Source organism: Thiobacillus sp., assembly GCF_018780105.1.
GTDB lineage: Bacteria > Pseudomonadota > Gammaproteobacteria > Burkholderiales > Thiobacillaceae > Thiobacillus.
This window is the reverse complement of sequence record NZ_JADMKC010000026.1, coordinates 14408-30078: the sequence shown is the minus strand read 5'-3', so window position 1 is coordinate 30078 and position 15671 is coordinate 14408. Positions and strand designations below refer to the sequence as shown.

Genomic DNA, 15671 nt, shown 5'->3' with positions numbered 1-15671 from the left:
CTTCGACCTGATGCACGAAGGCAAGAGCATCCGCTCGGTCATCATTTTCTGAGGCTGCGATGAAACAAGTCGAAAAGATCAAGGAATTCGGCGGCTGGCTCGAACGCTGGCAGCACGAATCAGCCAGCTGCCATTGCACGATGACGTTCTCGGTCTACCTGCCGCCGCAGGCCGCCACGCAGGGTTGTCCGGTGGTGTACTGGCTGTCCGGCCTCACCTGCACCGACGACAATGTGCGGACCAAAGCCGGGGCACAGCGCTACGCGGCCGAACTCGGGCTGATTCTGGTGATGCCCGACACCAGTCCGCGCGGCGACGACGTACCCGATGTGCCCGAGCGCTACGACCTCGGCAAGGGCGCCGGCTTCTACGTCAACGCCACGCAAGCGCCGTGGGCGACGCACTATCAGATGTACGACTACGTCACCCGCGAACTGCCCGCGCTGGTCGAAGCGCACTTTCCCGCGATCCCCGGCCGGCGCGCCATCAGCGGCCATTCGATGGGCGGCCACGGCGCACTGATCTGCGCGCTGAAAAACCCGGGCCTGTACGCTTCGGTCTCGGCCTTCGCCCCCATCTGCAACCCGGCGATCAGTCCGTGGGGGCAAGGCTGTTTCAGCGCGTATCTCGGCGACGACCAAACAAGCTGGGCGGCCTGGGACGCCACCCGCCTGATCCAGGCCGGCGCGCCCCTGCCGCCGGCGCTGATCGACCACGGCACCGGCGACGAGTTTCTCGCCGAACAACTGTTCCCGCACAACCTGCAAGCGGCCTGCGCCGCGCGCGACATTCCGCTCAAGTTGCGGATGCAGGACGGCTACGACCACAGCTATCACTTCATTGCGACCTTCATCGGCGAGCATCTGGCGTTTCATGCCAGCGCCCTGTCCAAGCGCTGAATCCCTTTTGCTTCGAGGCAACCCTATGGCCCAGTCCCATCCCGATCTGTTTGAACCCTTCCAGCTGGGACCGCTTCCGCTGCCCAGCCGCATCGTCATGGCGCCGCTTACGCGCAACCGCGCCAGTGCCGGCAACGTGCCGGGACCGCTGAACATTGCGTACTACGTGCAGCGCGCCAGCGCCGGATTGATTCTCACCGAGGCAACACAGATTTCGCCGCAGGGCGTCGGTTATCCGCTGACCCCCGGCATCCACAGTGATGAACAGGTCGCCGGCTGGCGTGCCGTCACCGACGCCGTGCATGCGGCAGGCGGCCGTATCTTCCTGCAGCTGTGGCACGTCGGCCGTATCTCGCACCCCAGCCTGCAACCCGAGGGCGCGCTGCCGGTTGCGCCGAGCGCGATCCAGCCCAAGGGCGAAGCCGTCACCTACCAGGGCATGCAGCGCTACGTCACCCCGCGCGCGTTGGAAACGCAGGAGATTCCCGGCATCGTCGCCGACTACCGACATGCCGCCGAAAACGCCCTCAAAGCGGGCTTCGACGGCATCGAGGTGCATGGCGCCAACGGCTATCTGATCGATGAATTCCTGCGCGATGGCACCAACCTGCGCACCGACGCCTACGGCGGCAGCGTCGCCAACCGCGCGCGCCTGTTGCACGAGGTGCTCGACGCGGTGTGTACGGTATGGCCATCGAACCAGGTTGGCCTGCGCTTGTCGCCTTCGACCACCTTCAACGACATGAGCGATTCCGATCCGCGCAGCCACTTCAGCGAAATCATCAGCAGCCTCAACCGCCACCGGCTGGCCTATCTGCACCTGATCGAACCGAACCAGGCCGACCAGGATCACGGCGCAATCTGCGTGCCGAGCCGCGAGTTCCGCCCCCTGTTCGAGGGCGTGCTGCTGGTCTGCGACGGCTACGATGGTGCCAAGGCGCGCACAGCCATCGCCGATGGCCATGCCGACCTGGTGGCGTTCGGCAAGCTTTTCATCGCCAACCCCGACCTGCCGGCACGGCTGCTGGCGAACGCGCCGCTCAACACGCCCGACCCGGCCACGTTCTACGGCGGCGATGCGCACGGCTACACCGACTATCCCAGCCTGGCGCCAGCTTGACGTCCGTCTGCCCCGCGAGCCCTGACACCACGGACACTTCATGCAAACCTTTGACGCCATTGAACAGCGCCGCGCAATCAAGCAATGCGACCCCGGCCATCGCCTGGGCGCGGTGGCGAACCAGGTCATGGTCGAGCACGCGTTCGCCTGAGCCGGGGTGAAAGGCCGGAAGTATCGGCTGGCGCGTCTGTGCAGCCAGCAACGCATGTCCCGCAGGCAATGAACCCCTCGCTGCCGGTGCTCTACAGCTTTCGCCGCTGTCCCTATGCCATCCGCGCCCGGCTGGCACTGAAGCATGCCGGCCTTGCCATCGCGCTGCGCGAGGTTGCGCTCAAATACAAACCCGCAGCCCTGCTCGAAATTTCACCCAAAGCCACGGTGCCGGTTTTGCAGCTGGTCGACGGCAGCGTGCTGGAAGAAAGCCTCGACATCATGCACTGGGCGCTGGACCGGTTTGAGCCGACGCAGCCCGATCATGCGCGCTGGCGCACCGGATGCGCAGACGAGCTGGCGCTGATCGCCCTCAACGACGGCGCGTTCAAACGCCTGCTCGACGGCTACAAATACGCCGACCAGACACAGGTCGCTGCGCGCTGCCGCGACGAGGCGTTTGAGCTGTTTATTGCGCCGCTGGAGCGGCGCCTGTGCGTGACGCGTTACTTGCTGGGTGAGTCGCCCAGCCTGGCCGACATGGCGATCTTGCCCTTCATCCGGCAGTTTGCCGGGGTCGATGCGGACGGGTTCGCTGCCGCGCCCTTCCCTACCCTGCGCCACTGGCTCGATGGTTTGACGCGCGCTCCGCTGTTTGTCTCGGTCATGCCCAAGCACGCGCCCTGGCAGCCCGGCGACCCGCTAACGCTGCTATGAGACCCGGCGCATGCAACCCCGGACACGCGGGCCGGACGCATTGATCGCTGCGACAAGGTTCCCCCGCGCCCGGTCTTGTGCTCCAATCCCATGCTTCCGAGCGCGCCACAAGAGCCGCCGGCCTGGAGCGAGACCCAAGTCCACATCGAATGCACATGACCGTCAGCGAATTAATCGTCCGCTATCTGCAACGCCTGGGGATCGACACGATCTTCGGCATGCCGGGCGCACACGTCCTGCCCATCTACGACTGCCTGCATGATTCCGGCATCGCCAGCGTGCTGGTCAAGCACGAACAGGGCGCAGCTTTCATGGCCGGCGGCTATGCGCGGGTGTCGCACCAGCCTTCCGCTTGCATCACCACCGCCGGCCCTGGCGCAACCAACCTGATCACCGGCATCGCCAACGCCTACGCCGAGCGCTTGCCGGTGCTGGCGATCACCGGCGAGACGTCGACTTACATTTTCGGCAAAGGCGGCCTGCAGGAAAGCTCGGGGGAAGGCGGCGCCATCGACCAGGGCGCGCTGTTCGCCAGCATCACGCGCTATCACAAGCTGATCGAACGCACCGACTATCTCGGCCAGGTGCTGAACCAGGCGACGCAAGCCTTGCTGGGACGCGAGCCCGGGCCGGTGCTGCTGTCGATCCCGTACAACGTGCAGAAGGAAACGGTCGACGCCAGCGTGCTCGACGCCGTGCATTTTCCGCGTCGCGTGTCAGCCCCGCCCAGTACGCCGACAGCCGGGCTTGCCGCGCTGCTGCGGGCGGCGCAGTCGCCGGTGATCATTGCCGGTCACGGCTGCATCCAGGCCGGCGCGCGCGACATCGTTGCGGCCTTGTCCGACCGCTTCAACATCCCGGTGGCCACCAGTCTCAAGGCCAAGGGTGTGGTGACCGAAGGCACTGCCTTGTCGCTGGGCTGTCTCGGCGTCACCTCCAACGGCGAGGCGTACCGCTATATGGTCGAGCATGCCGACCTGCTGCTGTTTCTCGGCGCGAGCTTCAACGAACGCACCAGCTATCTGTGGGACACCCAATTGCTGGCCGGCAAGAAAATCGCCCAGGTGGATTGCGACGCCGCGCAACTCGGTCGCGTGTTCCAGCCCGACGTGGCGATTTGCGGCGACATCCGCACGGTGATGGAAGAGGTCTACGCCACGCTCCAGGCCGACGGCACGCCACCCAAATCGCGCGGGCAGCTCGACGACCACAAGGCCAGCGCGGCAGCGCCTGCCGGCTCAGACAGCGCGAACCAGGCGTTTCGCCTGATGCAGGATTTCTACCGCCAACTGGCACAACGCTTCCCGCACAACGCACTGGTGTTCGACGACAACATCGTGTTCGCACAGAGCGGGTACGACGTCTCGGACCGCAATCATTACTTTCCCAACTCCGGTATTTCCTCGCTCGGCCATGCCATCCCGGCCGCGATCGGCGCACGCTGTTTCGCCAAGGACAGCCCCACATTCGCCATCCTCGGCGACGGCGGCTTCCAGATGTGCTGCATGGAAATCATGACCGCCGTCAATTACGCCATCCCGCTCAACATCGTCGTCATCAACAACGGCACCCTGAGCCTGATCCGCAAGAACCAGTTCCAGCTGTACGGCGAACGCTACATCGACTGCGACTTCGTGAACCCCGACTTTGGCCTGCTCGCCCAGTCGTTCGGCGTGAAGCACTATCGGGTCGAAACCGAGGCCGACCTCGACACGCTGTTCGCCCGCGCCGACCTCGTCGGCAGCATCAACCTCATCGAAATCCTGCTCGACAAACACGCCTTCCCGCGCTACCTGTCGGCGCGCTAGCCTGGACAACCCGATGCGTGCAGGGTGCTGGACGCCACCCGTTCACTCACGCCAGTAATCAGCGATCCAGGTTGCAGGCCGAATGAACTTGTAAAACTTCTTGTAGGGTTTCTTGACCGGCCAGATTCCGCGTACGGCGTCGTGCGGATTGGGGTCGCCCGGGAAGGCGATCACGCGGGCGGTTGCGGGCCGGGTGGGCGTCTTCCACCAGCGCAGCGGCATGGGCGGGACGCAATGCGTCTTGAACAGGACGCACCATGCGTCGGGCCAGAACGCCATTTCGGAAATCGTGCGCGAAATGTAGATCTGCTCGATCTTGTGCTGGGCGAGGATCGTTTTGAACTCCGGAACGAGCCGGTCATAAATATAGGGATGCTGGCCGACCCGGAAGCGGAAGACCGAGGTGTTGCCGATGCCCCGTCCCGGCTGGGTCCAGTTCTGCATGACCACGAACGATTTCTCCGGTGCGAAGCTGAAAAAATCATCCAGGCTGCCGGTGACGATGACGTCGAGGTCGAGGAACAGCCAGTCGCCATCCATGCCCGGCAGCTCGCGGGCCCACAGCGCAATCTTGCGCCACCCGGTATTGTTGTAGGGCGGCTGCAGCGCAACCGTCGGACAAGGCAGACATTCCACTTCGCTGCGCACGCCCGACGGATCGTCGGTCAAACAGACGAAGCGCAACGGCCCCTGGATGTTTCTGCGGACCATGCCATACAACTTGTTCACATACCCGGCCGGGTACAGGGTGCCCCACTTCATGCAAACAATCTGTTTCATCATTTTTTTGAAAATAAATTAAACCCGGATAATCCATCAGGCGGCGCTTCAAGCCTGCGCGACGCATCCTGATGGATTATCCGGGTTAAAGTGTCCGCCCGGAAAAACGCGGGGCGGGAAGCCTGCGACTAACCCCGCATTCACCGCAGCACTCTATCGCGTTTGCGGCATCGACAGAACCTCGAAGCCTGTTTGCCCGAAGTCATCGCCCCGGCGAAGGTGTGCTGACCGACATTGAATGATTCGCCGACAAGAAAGGTACATGTGCCGAGTGTTCTCTGGTGGGGACGTTTCGATCCCGCCTATTCACGCAACCGCATCCTGCGCAAGCTGTTCGCGAGCCTGGGCTGGCAGGTCCGGGACTTCCATCCCCGGTTTGCCGGCGTGGCCGACTGGGAAGCGAGACTGTCCCGCCTGCCCAGGCCCGATCTGGTCTGGGTGCCGTGTTTCAGGCAGCGCGATCTGGCGGCTGCAGCTCGCTGGGCGCAGCGTCATCGCGTTCCCCTGGTTTTCGATCCGCTCATCTCCGCGTACGACAAGCAGGTGGACGAACGGGCAAAACTCAGCGCCGACAGCGCGCGTGCAAAGCATTTGCTGGGCTGGGAGCGTAACCTGTTTCAACGCGCCAGCCGCGTGATCGCCGACACCCCTGCTCACGCCAATTATTTCGCCGACGTGCTGGGCGTCCCCAGACAGCAGCTCGCAGTGGTCTATGTCGGCGCCGAAGAAGCGCTGTTCAAACCGCAGCCGCAACCCGCCCGGGAACCGGGCGATCCGCTGGAGCTGTTGTTCTACGGCAGCTTCATCCCGCTGCAGGGCCCCCAGGTCGTCGTCGAGGCGGCCCGTCTTTATCGGGGACCGCCGGTCAATTGGGTGCTGCTGGGACAAGGCCCCCTGCGCGCCGAGTGCGAAACGCAGGCGCGCGGGCTGGCGAACGTGCGCTTCGAAAACTGGCTGCCCTACGAAACCCTGCCGGCGCGCATTCATCAAGCCGATATCCTGCTGGGCGTATTTGGCGCCACGCCCAAGGCGGGCCGGGTCATCCCCAACAAGGTATTCCAATCGCTGGCCTGCGGCCGGCCGGTAATCACGCGTTCGGCCGATGCCTACCCTGCAGTTCTGAGCGCGGCCGGACATAGCGGGCTGGTCTGGATTCCAGCGGGGAATGCCCAGTCCCTGGCCGATCGCGTGTCTGCTCTGGCGACGAACCCGGGCGAACTGCCCCTGCTCGGCGACGCGGCAGCCATGAGCAGCCAGCACTATTTCTCCGAATCGGTGGTGCGTCAGCAATTGCAGGCTGCGCTTGCCGGTCTGACGGCCTGATCCGGCATGGCGGGCCCCGTATGCTGGCGGATTTAATCCGGCATAATGCTGCGGCCTGGCGCAGCTGCCGGGCACCCGAATCCTTGCTGCAACCCGAATGAGCGACTGCCCGGCCACCGATCCGGCACGGCCCCCCTGCCTATGACACGATCCCTTCAAGCGCAGCACTACACCTGGCTGGTTTTTTCCTGCTTCCTGCTGTTTCCGTTTGGCCGGTCGGTCGAGTTGCCGCTACTGTTCATGACGATAGGCGGCGGCGTGCTGGCCTACCGCGCCGGCCGAGCATTTTTTCAGGAACCGGGCATCCGGTTTTTCACCCTGCTGTTTGCCTGCATCTGGATTCCCATCCTGATTTCCTTCCCGGACAGCTACGACCTGAAGAAGTCCGGGGGCACCAGCCTGTCGTTCATCCGGCTCTATCTCGCCGGGCTGTTCGTGATCTGGGCATTGAGCAAGCCGAACCAGGTGGCGCTGCTGTTCAAACTCATGGCCGGACTGGCCGCGTTTTGGGTGGTGGATGCGCTGTTCCAGGCCGCGGCCGGACATGATTTCCTCGGTTTTGCGCTATCGCCCACCCGCCTCAACGGCGTATTCGGCGAGGGCCAACCCAAGCTGGGCAACGCCATGCCCGTTCTTGCGCCCTTCATCATGCTCGCACTGCGCAGCAAACCGGTGTTGATGCTGCTGGCGACCGCCATGGCCGGTGCGGTTGTCGTCCTTGCCGGCAGCCGGGGCGGTTGGGTCAGCTTCGGCCTGGTCTGTGCGTGGTTGCTGTTTTCGGAAACCCGGCGACGCGGCGTGCCGCTGTGGAAAATGGGCGCGGTCGCCGCCGTGGTCGGCATCGTCGGCACATTTGCCGCATTCGAAAACCCGGCTGCGAAACAGCGGCTGGACCAGACCCTGCTGCTGTTTTCCGGCGACGAGGCCAAAATCGACCAGGCGCTTTCGCTCCGCTGGACGCTGTGGAAAGACGCTTTCGCCATGATCGAGGCGCACCCCGTCAACGGCGTGGGCGTTCGGGCGTTCCGCTATGCCTATCCCGAGTTTGCCCAACCGGGCGATATTTTTGTATCCACCGACGAAAAATCGGGCCGGCTGACCGGCGCTTTCTATGCCCATCAGATGGTCGTGGAAGTCACCTCGGAAACCGGCCTGATCGGCCTGCTCGGACTGGGCCTGTTCTACGCGCTTCTGGTCAGATACTGGCGCGCGGCAGACGCGGAACGCAGACTGCTGGCGCTGCCGTTTGCCATGGCGGTCATGGCCTGGATATTCCCGCTCAACACCCATCCATCTTTTTACACCGCGCAGTGGTCCGTCATGATCTGGCTGCTGCTTGCCATGTTGTGCGCGGCGCTGCTGCCGCTGCAAAAAACGCCCGACGCCTTCAGAACGGCACCGCGGACGTAAAGCGCATCGCTTCACCCGTCAGCGGATGCGCAAATTCCAGCGCTGCCGCGTGCAACAACAAACGGCCCGCCCTCGCCTGCACCTCCGGCGGCGCGTACAAGGCGTCACCGAGTATCGGATGCCCCAGTGCGCGCAGGTGTAACCGCAACTGATGCGAACGGCCGGTGACGGGTTCGAGTTCGACGCGCGTCGCAGAGCCGTCTGCTTCATATCCCAGCACACGCCAGCGTGTGAGACTCGGCTTGCCGTGTTGATGATCGACGATGCGCAGGGGCCGGTTCGGCCAGTCGACGATGATGGGCAGGTCGATCACCCCCCACTCTCCGGGCGACGCCTCCAGCCGGCCAGCGGCCACGGCGATGTAACGCTTGCTCACCGCGCGCGCAGCAAACGCCTGGCTCAATGCACGCTGGGCCGCCGCGCCGCGCGCCATCACCATCAGTCCCGAAGTGGCCATGTCCAGGCGATGCACGATCAGGGCGTCGGAGTAACGCACCTGCACCCGCGCGCTCAGGCAATCCTGCTTGTCGGCGCCGCGGCCCGGCACTGCCAGCAGGCCGCCGGGTTTGTCGAATATCAACAGGGTGTCATCGACGTAAAGCGGTTCGATGGCCTGACGCGGCTCAATGGCAGAAATCAGCATCAGCACCGCTTGATGGCCAGAGGTTAAGGCTGCAAGCCATCCAGCAGCGCGATTCCCCACGCCACGCCAAACCCGTTGGCATCGCTCATCACGGCGCCCAGTCCGCCTTTGCAGTTGTGACCCGACAGGTCCATGTGCAGCCACGGCGTGTCGCCGACGAAGCGCGACAGGAAACGCGTGGCGAGGATGTGGTCGGCCTCGCCTTCCATGCTGCATTGCTTGACGTCGGCCACGGTCGAATCGAGGGCGCTGTCGTAATCCTCGGGATAGGGGAACACGACGATGCGTTCGCCGCTGGCGATGGCGGCGCGCGAGGCCTGGTGCGCCAGCGCGCTGGAAGTGGCGAACACGCCCGACATGCGGCTGCCGAGGGCGTAATGCATCGAGCCGGTCAGGGTCGCGAAATCGGCGATCAGGCGCGGTTTGGCGCGCGCGGCCAGGGTCAGCGTATCGGCCAGCACCATGCGGCCTTCGGCATCGGTGTGGACGATTTCGATGGTGGTGCCGTTGAGCGCTTTGACCACTTCGTTCTGGCGATAGGCCTCGGGGCTGATGTGGTTCTCGGCGAGCGCCACCCAGCCATCCAGCGCGACCGGCAATTTCAGCCGCGAAGCGGCGGCGAGGATGCCGAGCACCACGGCCGAGCCGTTCATGTCCTCGTGCATGCCCTGCATGTACTTGGCGGGCTTGAGGTTGTGGCCGCCGGTGTCGAAGCAGATGCCCTTGCCCACAAACGCAACCGGCTGGGCCTTGCCGGTCTTGCCCGCTTTACCCCGATAGCTGATGCGCACAATGGCGGCATCTTTGGCAGGTGAGCCTTGTGCCACGGCGCAGAACGCGCCGGCGCCCATTTTCTTCAGCTTGTCGAAACCGTATTCCTCGACCGTCCAGCCATATTCCTTGGCCAGCGCCTTGATACGCTTGCGGTAAATCCCCGGGGTCAGCTCATCCGGCCCCTGTACGGTGAGGCTGCGGGTGAGGCTGTTGCCTTCGGCCAGCGCTTTGACGCGGGCGAAGCCGTCGGCGGATTGTTCACCGAACACCTGCACGGATTTCAGCGTGGCGTCGGACTTGGACTTTCTTGACGGCAGCTGCACCGCGTTGACCAGCGCCGCATAGACTGCTGCATCGGCCGCGCGCGCCCTGAATTCGGCCTCGCCAAACACGGCCAGCGTCAGCGCTTTGGGGTGTTCGCCCAGCAGCAGTGCCAGACCCTTGCGCACCAGTTCGTGCGCCTCGAAGGTGCTCGCATCCGGTTTCAGCATGGCATAGACCGCCAGCGTGCCGCCGGGCAGCTGCACCGCCACCGGCGATTTGGCCAGGGCATCCAGTTTCAGGTCACGCCGTTTCAACGCCGCCTTGAGCTCAAGCCAGCCCGGCACCTCGGGGAAGGTTTTCGACACCGGCAGCAACAGCAAGGCATGGCCCGCTGCATGCAGCGATTTCTCGGTGATTTCCTGTTTGTTAACAGCAAGTTTGGGCAGCATGAGTCTTCCTTGTGGGTGGCATTTTCTTGATGGCAGGCGGGCTTTACGGGATAATTTAAGAGTTTGCTGTTTTTCCAGCGCATTTTCCGCCCCAATCCTCCAAGGGTAACCGAATGAAGATCGAAGACAAGAAACGCGTCTTACGCGAAATGGTATTGCATCGCCGTTTTGAAGAGCGCTGCTACCAGGCCTATATCGAACGCAAAATTGGCGGCTTTCTCCACCTCTATCCCGGCCAGGAAGCGTGCTGCAATGGCGTGATGGAAGCCGCCCGTCCCGGCCACGATTACGTGATCACCGGCTACCGCGATCACGTCCACGCGATCAAGTGCGGCTCCGACCCGAAAGAAGTGATGGCCGAGCTGTATGGCAAGGAAACCGGTTCCTCCAAGGGCCGCGGCGGCTCGATGCACATCTTCGATGCGGCGCACCGTTTCATGGGGGGCTATGCGCTGGTCGGCGGCCCCTTCCCGTTGGCCGCCGGCATCGCCAAGGCAATCCAGCTGAAGGGCGGCGACGAAATCGCCATCTGCTTCCTCGGCGATGCGGCCAACAACCAGGGCGTGTTCCACGAAACGCTCAACATGGCTGCGCTGTGGAACCTGCCGGTGCTGTTCGTCTGCGAAAACAACCGTTACGGCATCGGCACTTCGATCGAGCGTTCCACCGCCGTGGTCCACCAGCACAAGCGCGTGGCGGCCTACAACATCGAGGCCTCCGAGTGCGACGGCCAGGATGTCGAAGTCGTCTACGAACACGCCCGCAAGGCGGTCGACCACGTCCGCTCGGGCAAGGGCCCCTACTTCCTCGAACTGATGACCTACCGCTATCGCGGCCACTCGATGTCGGATTCGCGCGGCTACCGTACGCGCGAGGAAGAAGAGCTGTGGAAGCAGCGCGACCCCATCTTCATCCTGCGCGACCGCCTGATTGCAGCCGGCGAGCTGACCATGGAAGCCTACGAGGCGCTGGAAAAGGAAACCGACGCCTACATCGAAAACGAAGTCATCAAGTTCTCCGAAGAATCGCCTGAACCGCGCGTCGAAGACCTCGAAAAATACGTTCTCGCCGACCGGGCAAGCCAGCAGCAATGGCTTACCGGCCAAGCCGCCTGAGTGCGGACTGTTCAATCCCGGCGCTGACGCGACACTCGAATTAAAGGAAACAAAATGGCTCAAATCATGCTGTGGGAAGCGATCCAGCGCGCTCACGACGAAGAAATGGCACGCGACCCGCTGGTCATCTGTATGGGCGAAGACATCGGCGTGGCCGGTGGCACCTACAAGGCGACCAAAGGTTTGTACGAAAAATACGGCCCGCTGCGGGTGATGGACACCCCGATTTCCGAGGGCGGTTTCACCGGCCTCGCAATCGGCGCATCGTTCCTCGGCGTACGTCCCGTTGTTGAAATCATGTCGGTCAACTTCGCCTGGCTGGCGATGGACCAGATGTTCAACTCCGCCGCCAAGATCCGCTACATGTCGGGCGGCCAGCTCGAAGCCCCGTGCGTATTCCGCTCGGCCGGCGGCGCGGCACACCAGCTCGGCGCGCAGCACTCGGCACGGATGGAAAAAGTGTTCATGGGCATCGCCGGCTTGCGCGTGGTCACGCCGTCCAACCCCAAACAGGCCTACGGTCTGCTGAAGTCGGCGATCCGCAGCAACGATCCGGTGTTCATCAACGAACACGAGCTGATGTACAACATGAAGGGCGAAGTGCCCGACAGCGAATACTTCCACCCGCTGGAAGGCTCCGATATCGCACGTTCCGGCACCGACGTCACCCTGTTCGGCTACAACATCTCGGTGCACTGGTGCCTGAAAGCCGCCGAAATCCTCGACAAGCAGTACGGCATCTCGGCTGAAGTCATCGATCTCTATTCGCTGTCGCCGCTGGATCGCGCCGGCATCAAGCAGTCGGTCAGCAAGACCCACCGTGCCGTCATCGCCGAAGAAGACGAAGCGCCGGTGGGCGTCGGCGCCGAAATTATCGCCATCATCAACGAAGAATGCTTCTTCGAACTCGACGCCGCCCCGGTGCGCGTGCACTCGGCGCTGGTGCCCCAGCCATACAACCACACGCTGGAAAAAGCGGCGATCCCCGATCACGAGGATGTGGTGAAAGCCGTTCTGAAGCTGTTCGGCAAGGCGTGATTGAGTAAGGGGTAAGGCGTCAGGAGAGTTCGCTGGCGTCGTTACCTGCCTCACCCTTCACCCCTAACCCCTAACGGAATTAAATATGTCCCAACACTACGCAATTACGATGCCCCAACTCTCGGACACCATGACCGAGGGCGTGGTCGTCACCTGGGAAAAACAAGCCGGCGAGCGCGTCGAGCGCGGCGATATCGTCGCCACGGTGGAGACCGACAAGGCCATCATGGATGTCGAGGTGTTCAAGGCCGGTTATCTGGCCGGCCCGCTGGCGGATATCGGCGCGACCATTGCGGTCGGCGCAGCGCTCGGCTACATCACCGACACGGCGGGCGACATGGCGATTGCCGCCGGCGAAGTGGTGGCCGAACTCGCGCAAACCGAGATGATTCCGCACCATGCCGGCACGCCCATCGTGATGCCGCAGCTGTCGGACACCATGCACGAAGGCGTGGTCGTCACCTGGGAAAAACAGCCCGGCGACGCCATCAAGCGCGGTGACATTGTCGCCACGGTGGAGACCGACAAGGCCATCATGGACGTCGAAGTCTTCCAGGACGGCTTCCTCTCCGGCCCCATCGCCGACGTCGGCAGCGTGGTCGAAGTCGGCCATCCGATGGGCTTCATTGTCGACGACGCGTCCAAGGCCAACGACACCGGCGTCACCATCGGCGCCGACCACAAGGTCAAGGAATCGCATCAGGTCGCGCCGCACGCAGCCGACAAACCGGCGCACATTCCCACACCCAAAACCACCCCTGCGCAAATCGCCGCCAGCGGCAACGCCGCGCCGGTAGCGCGCCCGCAAGGCCGTCAGGCCAGCCCCTATGCACGCAAGGTGGCGGCGCAACTGAATGTCGACCTCAGCGGCCTGGCCGGCAGTGGCCCGGCCGGCGTGATCATTGCCGCCGACGTCGCCCGCGCACGGCCGTCGATGCAGGCCGTCGCCCATTCGCTGCCGCAGGTGGATGTGCCCGGCCAGGGCCGCGCCATGACTTCGATGGAAAAAGCCGTCAGCCACGCGATGACCACCTCGCTGACGCTGCCGACCTTCCACGCCACCATGAATATCAGCACCGCCGCGCTGACCGCGGCCGCCAAGGCCAACAAGGTCTCGGTCACGGTGGCGATCGCCAAGGCCTGCTCGGTAGCGATGGCGAAATTCCCCCGCATGAACTGGGCGTACCAGCCGATCGACAAACTGGTCGAGCGCAGCAACCACGACTTCGGCGTCGCCGTCACCTCGAACGACGGCGGCCTGGTGGTGCCCATCCTGCACGGCATCGAAAAGAAATCCCTGGCCGCGCTGCAAGGCGACTGGGCCGGACTGGTGGAACGCGCCCGCGTGCGCAAGCTCGCGCCGGCCGAATACGCCAACCCCACCTTCACCATTTCCAACATGGGCATGATGGGCGTGTCGCACTTCACCGCCATCCCCACGCCTGGCATCGCCGCGATTCTGGCGATTGCTGCGAATGGCCCGCAGGGCACCCCGTTCACCCTGACCTGTGACCACCGCGTGCTGAACGGCGCCGAAGTGGCGCTGTATCTCAATGCCCTGAAGCAAACCATCGAAGCGCCCGACGCCTGGCTCGGTGCGGGCGGCGCAGCGGCGGAGTCCGTGGCCGCCCCCGCCACCCACAGCGCACCGGTGTCGCCGATCCCCGAAGGCAACTGGGACTTCCCGGTCGTCGTCGTCGGCGGCGGCCCCGGCGGCGAGGATTGCGCGCGCGACCTGGCCGACCACGGCGTCAAGGTCATGATGGTCAACAACGAGCCTTTCCCCGGCGGCGAATGCCTGTGGCGCGGCTGCATTCCTTCCAAGGCCTGGCGCGCGGCGGCCGACGTCATCCGCAACCGCAGCCACGATGCTGAAATCGGCGTCGACGGCACCCAGACGCCTGCGCTCAACTGGGCGCAGGTGGAAAAGCACCGCCGCTGGGTGCAAACCAGCCGCGGCGAAATGGCGCTCAAGGCCGACAAGGGCATGAAGATCGACGTGCGTGAAGGCTACGGCGAGTTCGTCGACGCCCACACCCTGAAGATCACCCCGGTCGAGGGCGAGCCCTACACCGTCACTTTCGGCGCAGCGGTCATCGCCACCGGCGCACCCGCCTTCGTGCCGCCGATTCCCGGCGCGCGCGAGAACCTGGCGACGGGCGGCGTCGTCACCTCCGACACCATCTGGAACCTCGCCGCTCCGCCCAGAAAAATGGCGATCATCGGCGGCGGCGTCATCGGCGTCGAGATGGCGCAGATCTTCCGCGACTTCGGCACCGAAATCCTCATGCTGGAGCGCAACGAGCGCATCCTCGCCGAAATCGAAGACGAGATCGGAAAAACCCTGATCGGCCTGCTGGAAAAGGAAATCACCGTCGTCACCAGTGCATCGATCGACGGCGCGAGCGGCACCCCGGGCAACATGAGCGTCGCTTATAAAAATGCGGCGGGCGAAGCGCACACCTTTGCCTGCGACATTGTGCTGATGGCCACCGGCAAGCGTCCCGACACCAGCAAGCTCGGCATCGACAAGGCCGGCGTCGAACTCGACGGCGCCGCGATCGAGGTCAACACCCGCGGCCAGACCAGCGTGCCGCACATCTATGCGGTCGGCGACGTGATCGGCGGCTACATGCTGGCGCACACCGCCGCCACGCAGGGCCGCGTTGCCGCTGGCAACCTGTTGGGTCACGCCAGCACCTACGACCAGGACAAGGACTGCGGCGTCACCTTCTCGCGCCCGCAGGCCGGCTTCGTCGGCTTGAGCGTGGCGCAGGCCAAGGCCAAAGGCATCGACGCGGTGGAAGCCAAAATGCCCATGAGCATCGACGCCAAGGCGATGATCAGCGGCGAAACCGACGGCATGATCAAACTGGTTGCCGACAAAGCGAGCGGCCGCATCATCGGCGTGCACTTCCTCGCCGACCATACCGACACCCTGATCGGCACGGCGGTAATGATGGTGGCCGGCGAAATGACCCTGAACCAGGTTGCCAAGGCCATCTTCCCGCATCCCACGCAGACCGAACTGTTCGGCGAGCTGGCGCGGCGACTGCTGAACCGGCTGCGGCGGACGGCGAAGAAGTAACCCTTCGTATGCACCAACCAACAAGGGCCGCATTTGCGGCCCTTGTTGGTTCTGGTGAATAGGGTCAACTTGAGCTAGCGTGGGTTTTCTTTT

12 protein-coding genes are annotated in these 15671 nt (G+C 64.0%); 9 read left to right on the top strand and 3 right to left on the bottom strand.

What is annotated here, in order from left to right:
- Window positions 1–59: 59 nt before the first annotated feature.
- From fghA to IV098_RS12975, 4 genes are all read left to right on the top strand, one after another.
- Window positions 60–899, top strand: coding sequence for an S-formylglutathione hydrolase (fghA, locus tag IV098_RS12990; RefSeq protein ID WP_296889735.1), 840 nt, complete (start codon window positions 60–62; stop codon window positions 897–899).
- Between the two features lie 25 nt (window positions 900–924).
- Entirely contained in the window at window positions 925–2019 is a 1095-nt protein-coding gene (locus IV098_RS12985; RefSeq protein WP_296889733.1) for an alkene reductase, read from the top strand.
- Between the two features lie 219 nt (window positions 2020–2238).
- On the top strand, window positions 2239–2886 hold the full coding sequence (locus IV098_RS12980) for a glutathione S-transferase (protein WP_296889731.1): 648 nt from the start codon (window positions 2239–2241) through the stop codon (window positions 2884–2886).
- Window positions 2887–3041: 155 nt separating this feature from the next.
- The gene (locus IV098_RS12975) at window positions 3042–4694 is read left to right on the top strand and encodes a thiamine pyrophosphate-binding protein (RefSeq protein WP_296889729.1); all 1653 of its coding nucleotides are present in this window, start codon (window positions 3042–3044) and stop codon (window positions 4692–4694) included.
- Window positions 4695–4736: 42 nt separating this feature from the next.
- On the opposite strand, the gene IV098_RS12970 is transcribed toward IV098_RS12975, so the two are convergent.
- Window positions 4737–5456 carry a hypothetical protein gene (locus IV098_RS12970; RefSeq protein ID WP_296889727.1) on the bottom strand — a complete coding sequence of 240 codons (720 nt, stop codon included), beginning with the start codon at window positions 5454–5456 and terminating at the stop codon, window positions 4737–4739.
- Between the two features lie 282 nt (window positions 5457–5738).
- Here IV098_RS12970 and IV098_RS12965 point away from each other — a divergent pair, with 282 nt between their 5' ends.
- Complete coding sequence (locus tag IV098_RS12965; RefSeq protein WP_296889725.1) at window positions 5739–6797, top strand: glycosyltransferase; 1059 nt, start codon at window positions 5739–5741, stop codon at window positions 6795–6797.
- A gap of 141 nt (window positions 6798–6938) precedes the next feature.
- Window positions 6939–8207 carry an O-antigen ligase family protein gene (locus IV098_RS12960; protein ID WP_296889723.1) on the top strand — a complete coding sequence of 423 codons (1269 nt, stop codon included), beginning with the start codon at window positions 6939–6941 and terminating at the stop codon, window positions 8205–8207.
- Here the strand turns inward: IV098_RS12960 and IV098_RS12955 are convergent.
- Window positions 8185–8850, bottom strand: coding sequence for a pseudouridine synthase (locus IV098_RS12955; RefSeq protein WP_296889721.1), 666 nt, complete (start codon window positions 8848–8850; stop codon window positions 8185–8187). The genes IV098_RS12960 and IV098_RS12955 overlap by 23 nt on opposite strands.
- A gap of 23 nt (window positions 8851–8873) precedes the next feature.
- On the bottom strand, window positions 8874–10337 hold the full coding sequence (locus tag IV098_RS12950) for a leucyl aminopeptidase family protein (protein WP_296889719.1): 1464 nt from the start codon (window positions 10335–10337) through the stop codon (window positions 8874–8876).
- A gap of 113 nt (window positions 10338–10450) precedes the next feature.
- Between IV098_RS12950 and pdhA the strand changes: the two genes are divergently transcribed.
- From pdhA to IV098_RS12935, 3 genes are all read left to right on the top strand, one after another.
- Window positions 10451–11452 (top strand): pyruvate dehydrogenase (acetyl-transferring) E1 component subunit alpha, encoded by a 1002-nt coding sequence (gene pdhA / locus IV098_RS12945; protein ID WP_296889717.1) that lies wholly within the window; start codon window positions 10451–10453, stop codon window positions 11450–11452.
- 54 nt (window positions 11453–11506) lie between these two features.
- Window positions 11507–12490 carry an alpha-ketoacid dehydrogenase subunit beta gene (locus IV098_RS12940; protein WP_296889715.1) on the top strand — a complete coding sequence of 328 codons (984 nt, stop codon included), beginning with the start codon at window positions 11507–11509 and terminating at the stop codon, window positions 12488–12490.
- Window positions 12491–12575: 85 nt separating this feature from the next.
- The gene (locus IV098_RS12935; protein ID WP_296889713.1) at window positions 12576–15578 is read left to right on the top strand and encodes an FAD-dependent oxidoreductase; all 3003 of its coding nucleotides are present in this window, start codon (window positions 12576–12578) and stop codon (window positions 15576–15578) included.
- Window positions 15579–15671 lie beyond the last annotated feature (93 nt).

What these genes read in the sequence shown, in the direction of transcription:
- IV098_RS12960 (WP_296889723.1), top strand. Translation starts at nt 6,939, where the DNA reads ATGACACGATCCCTTCAAGCGCAGCACTACACCTGGCTGGTTTTTTCC.
- IV098_RS12940 (WP_296889715.1), top strand. Translation starts at nt 11,507, where the DNA reads ATGGCTCAAATCATGCTGTGGGAAGCGATCCAGCGCGCTCACGACGAA.
- IV098_RS12955 (WP_296889721.1), bottom strand. Translation starts at nt 8,850, where the DNA reads ATGCTGATTTCTGCCATTGAGCCGCGTCAGGCCATCGAACCGCTTTAC.
- fghA (WP_296889735.1), top strand. Translation starts at nt 60, where the DNA reads ATGAAACAAGTCGAAAAGATCAAGGAATTCGGCGGCTGGCTCGAACGC.
- IV098_RS12985 (WP_296889733.1), top strand. Translation starts at nt 925, where the DNA reads ATGGCCCAGTCCCATCCCGATCTGTTTGAACCCTTCCAGCTGGGACCG.
- IV098_RS12980 (WP_296889731.1), top strand. Translation starts at nt 2,239, where the DNA reads ATGAACCCCTCGCTGCCGGTGCTCTACAGCTTTCGCCGCTGTCCCTAT.
- IV098_RS12950 (WP_296889719.1), bottom strand. Translation starts at nt 10,337, where the DNA reads ATGCTGCCCAAACTTGCTGTTAACAAACAGGAAATCACCGAGAAATCG.
- IV098_RS12970 (WP_296889727.1), bottom strand. Translation starts at nt 5,456, where the DNA reads ATGAAGTGGGGCACCCTGTACCCGGCCGGGTATGTGAACAAGTTGTAT.
- IV098_RS12935 (WP_296889713.1), top strand. Translation starts at nt 12,576, where the DNA reads ATGTCCCAACACTACGCAATTACGATGCCCCAACTCTCGGACACCATG.
- IV098_RS12975 (WP_296889729.1), top strand. Translation starts at nt 3,042, where the DNA reads ATGACCGTCAGCGAATTAATCGTCCGCTATCTGCAACGCCTGGGGATC.
- pdhA (WP_296889717.1), top strand. Translation starts at nt 10,451, where the DNA reads ATGAAGATCGAAGACAAGAAACGCGTCTTACGCGAAATGGTATTGCAT.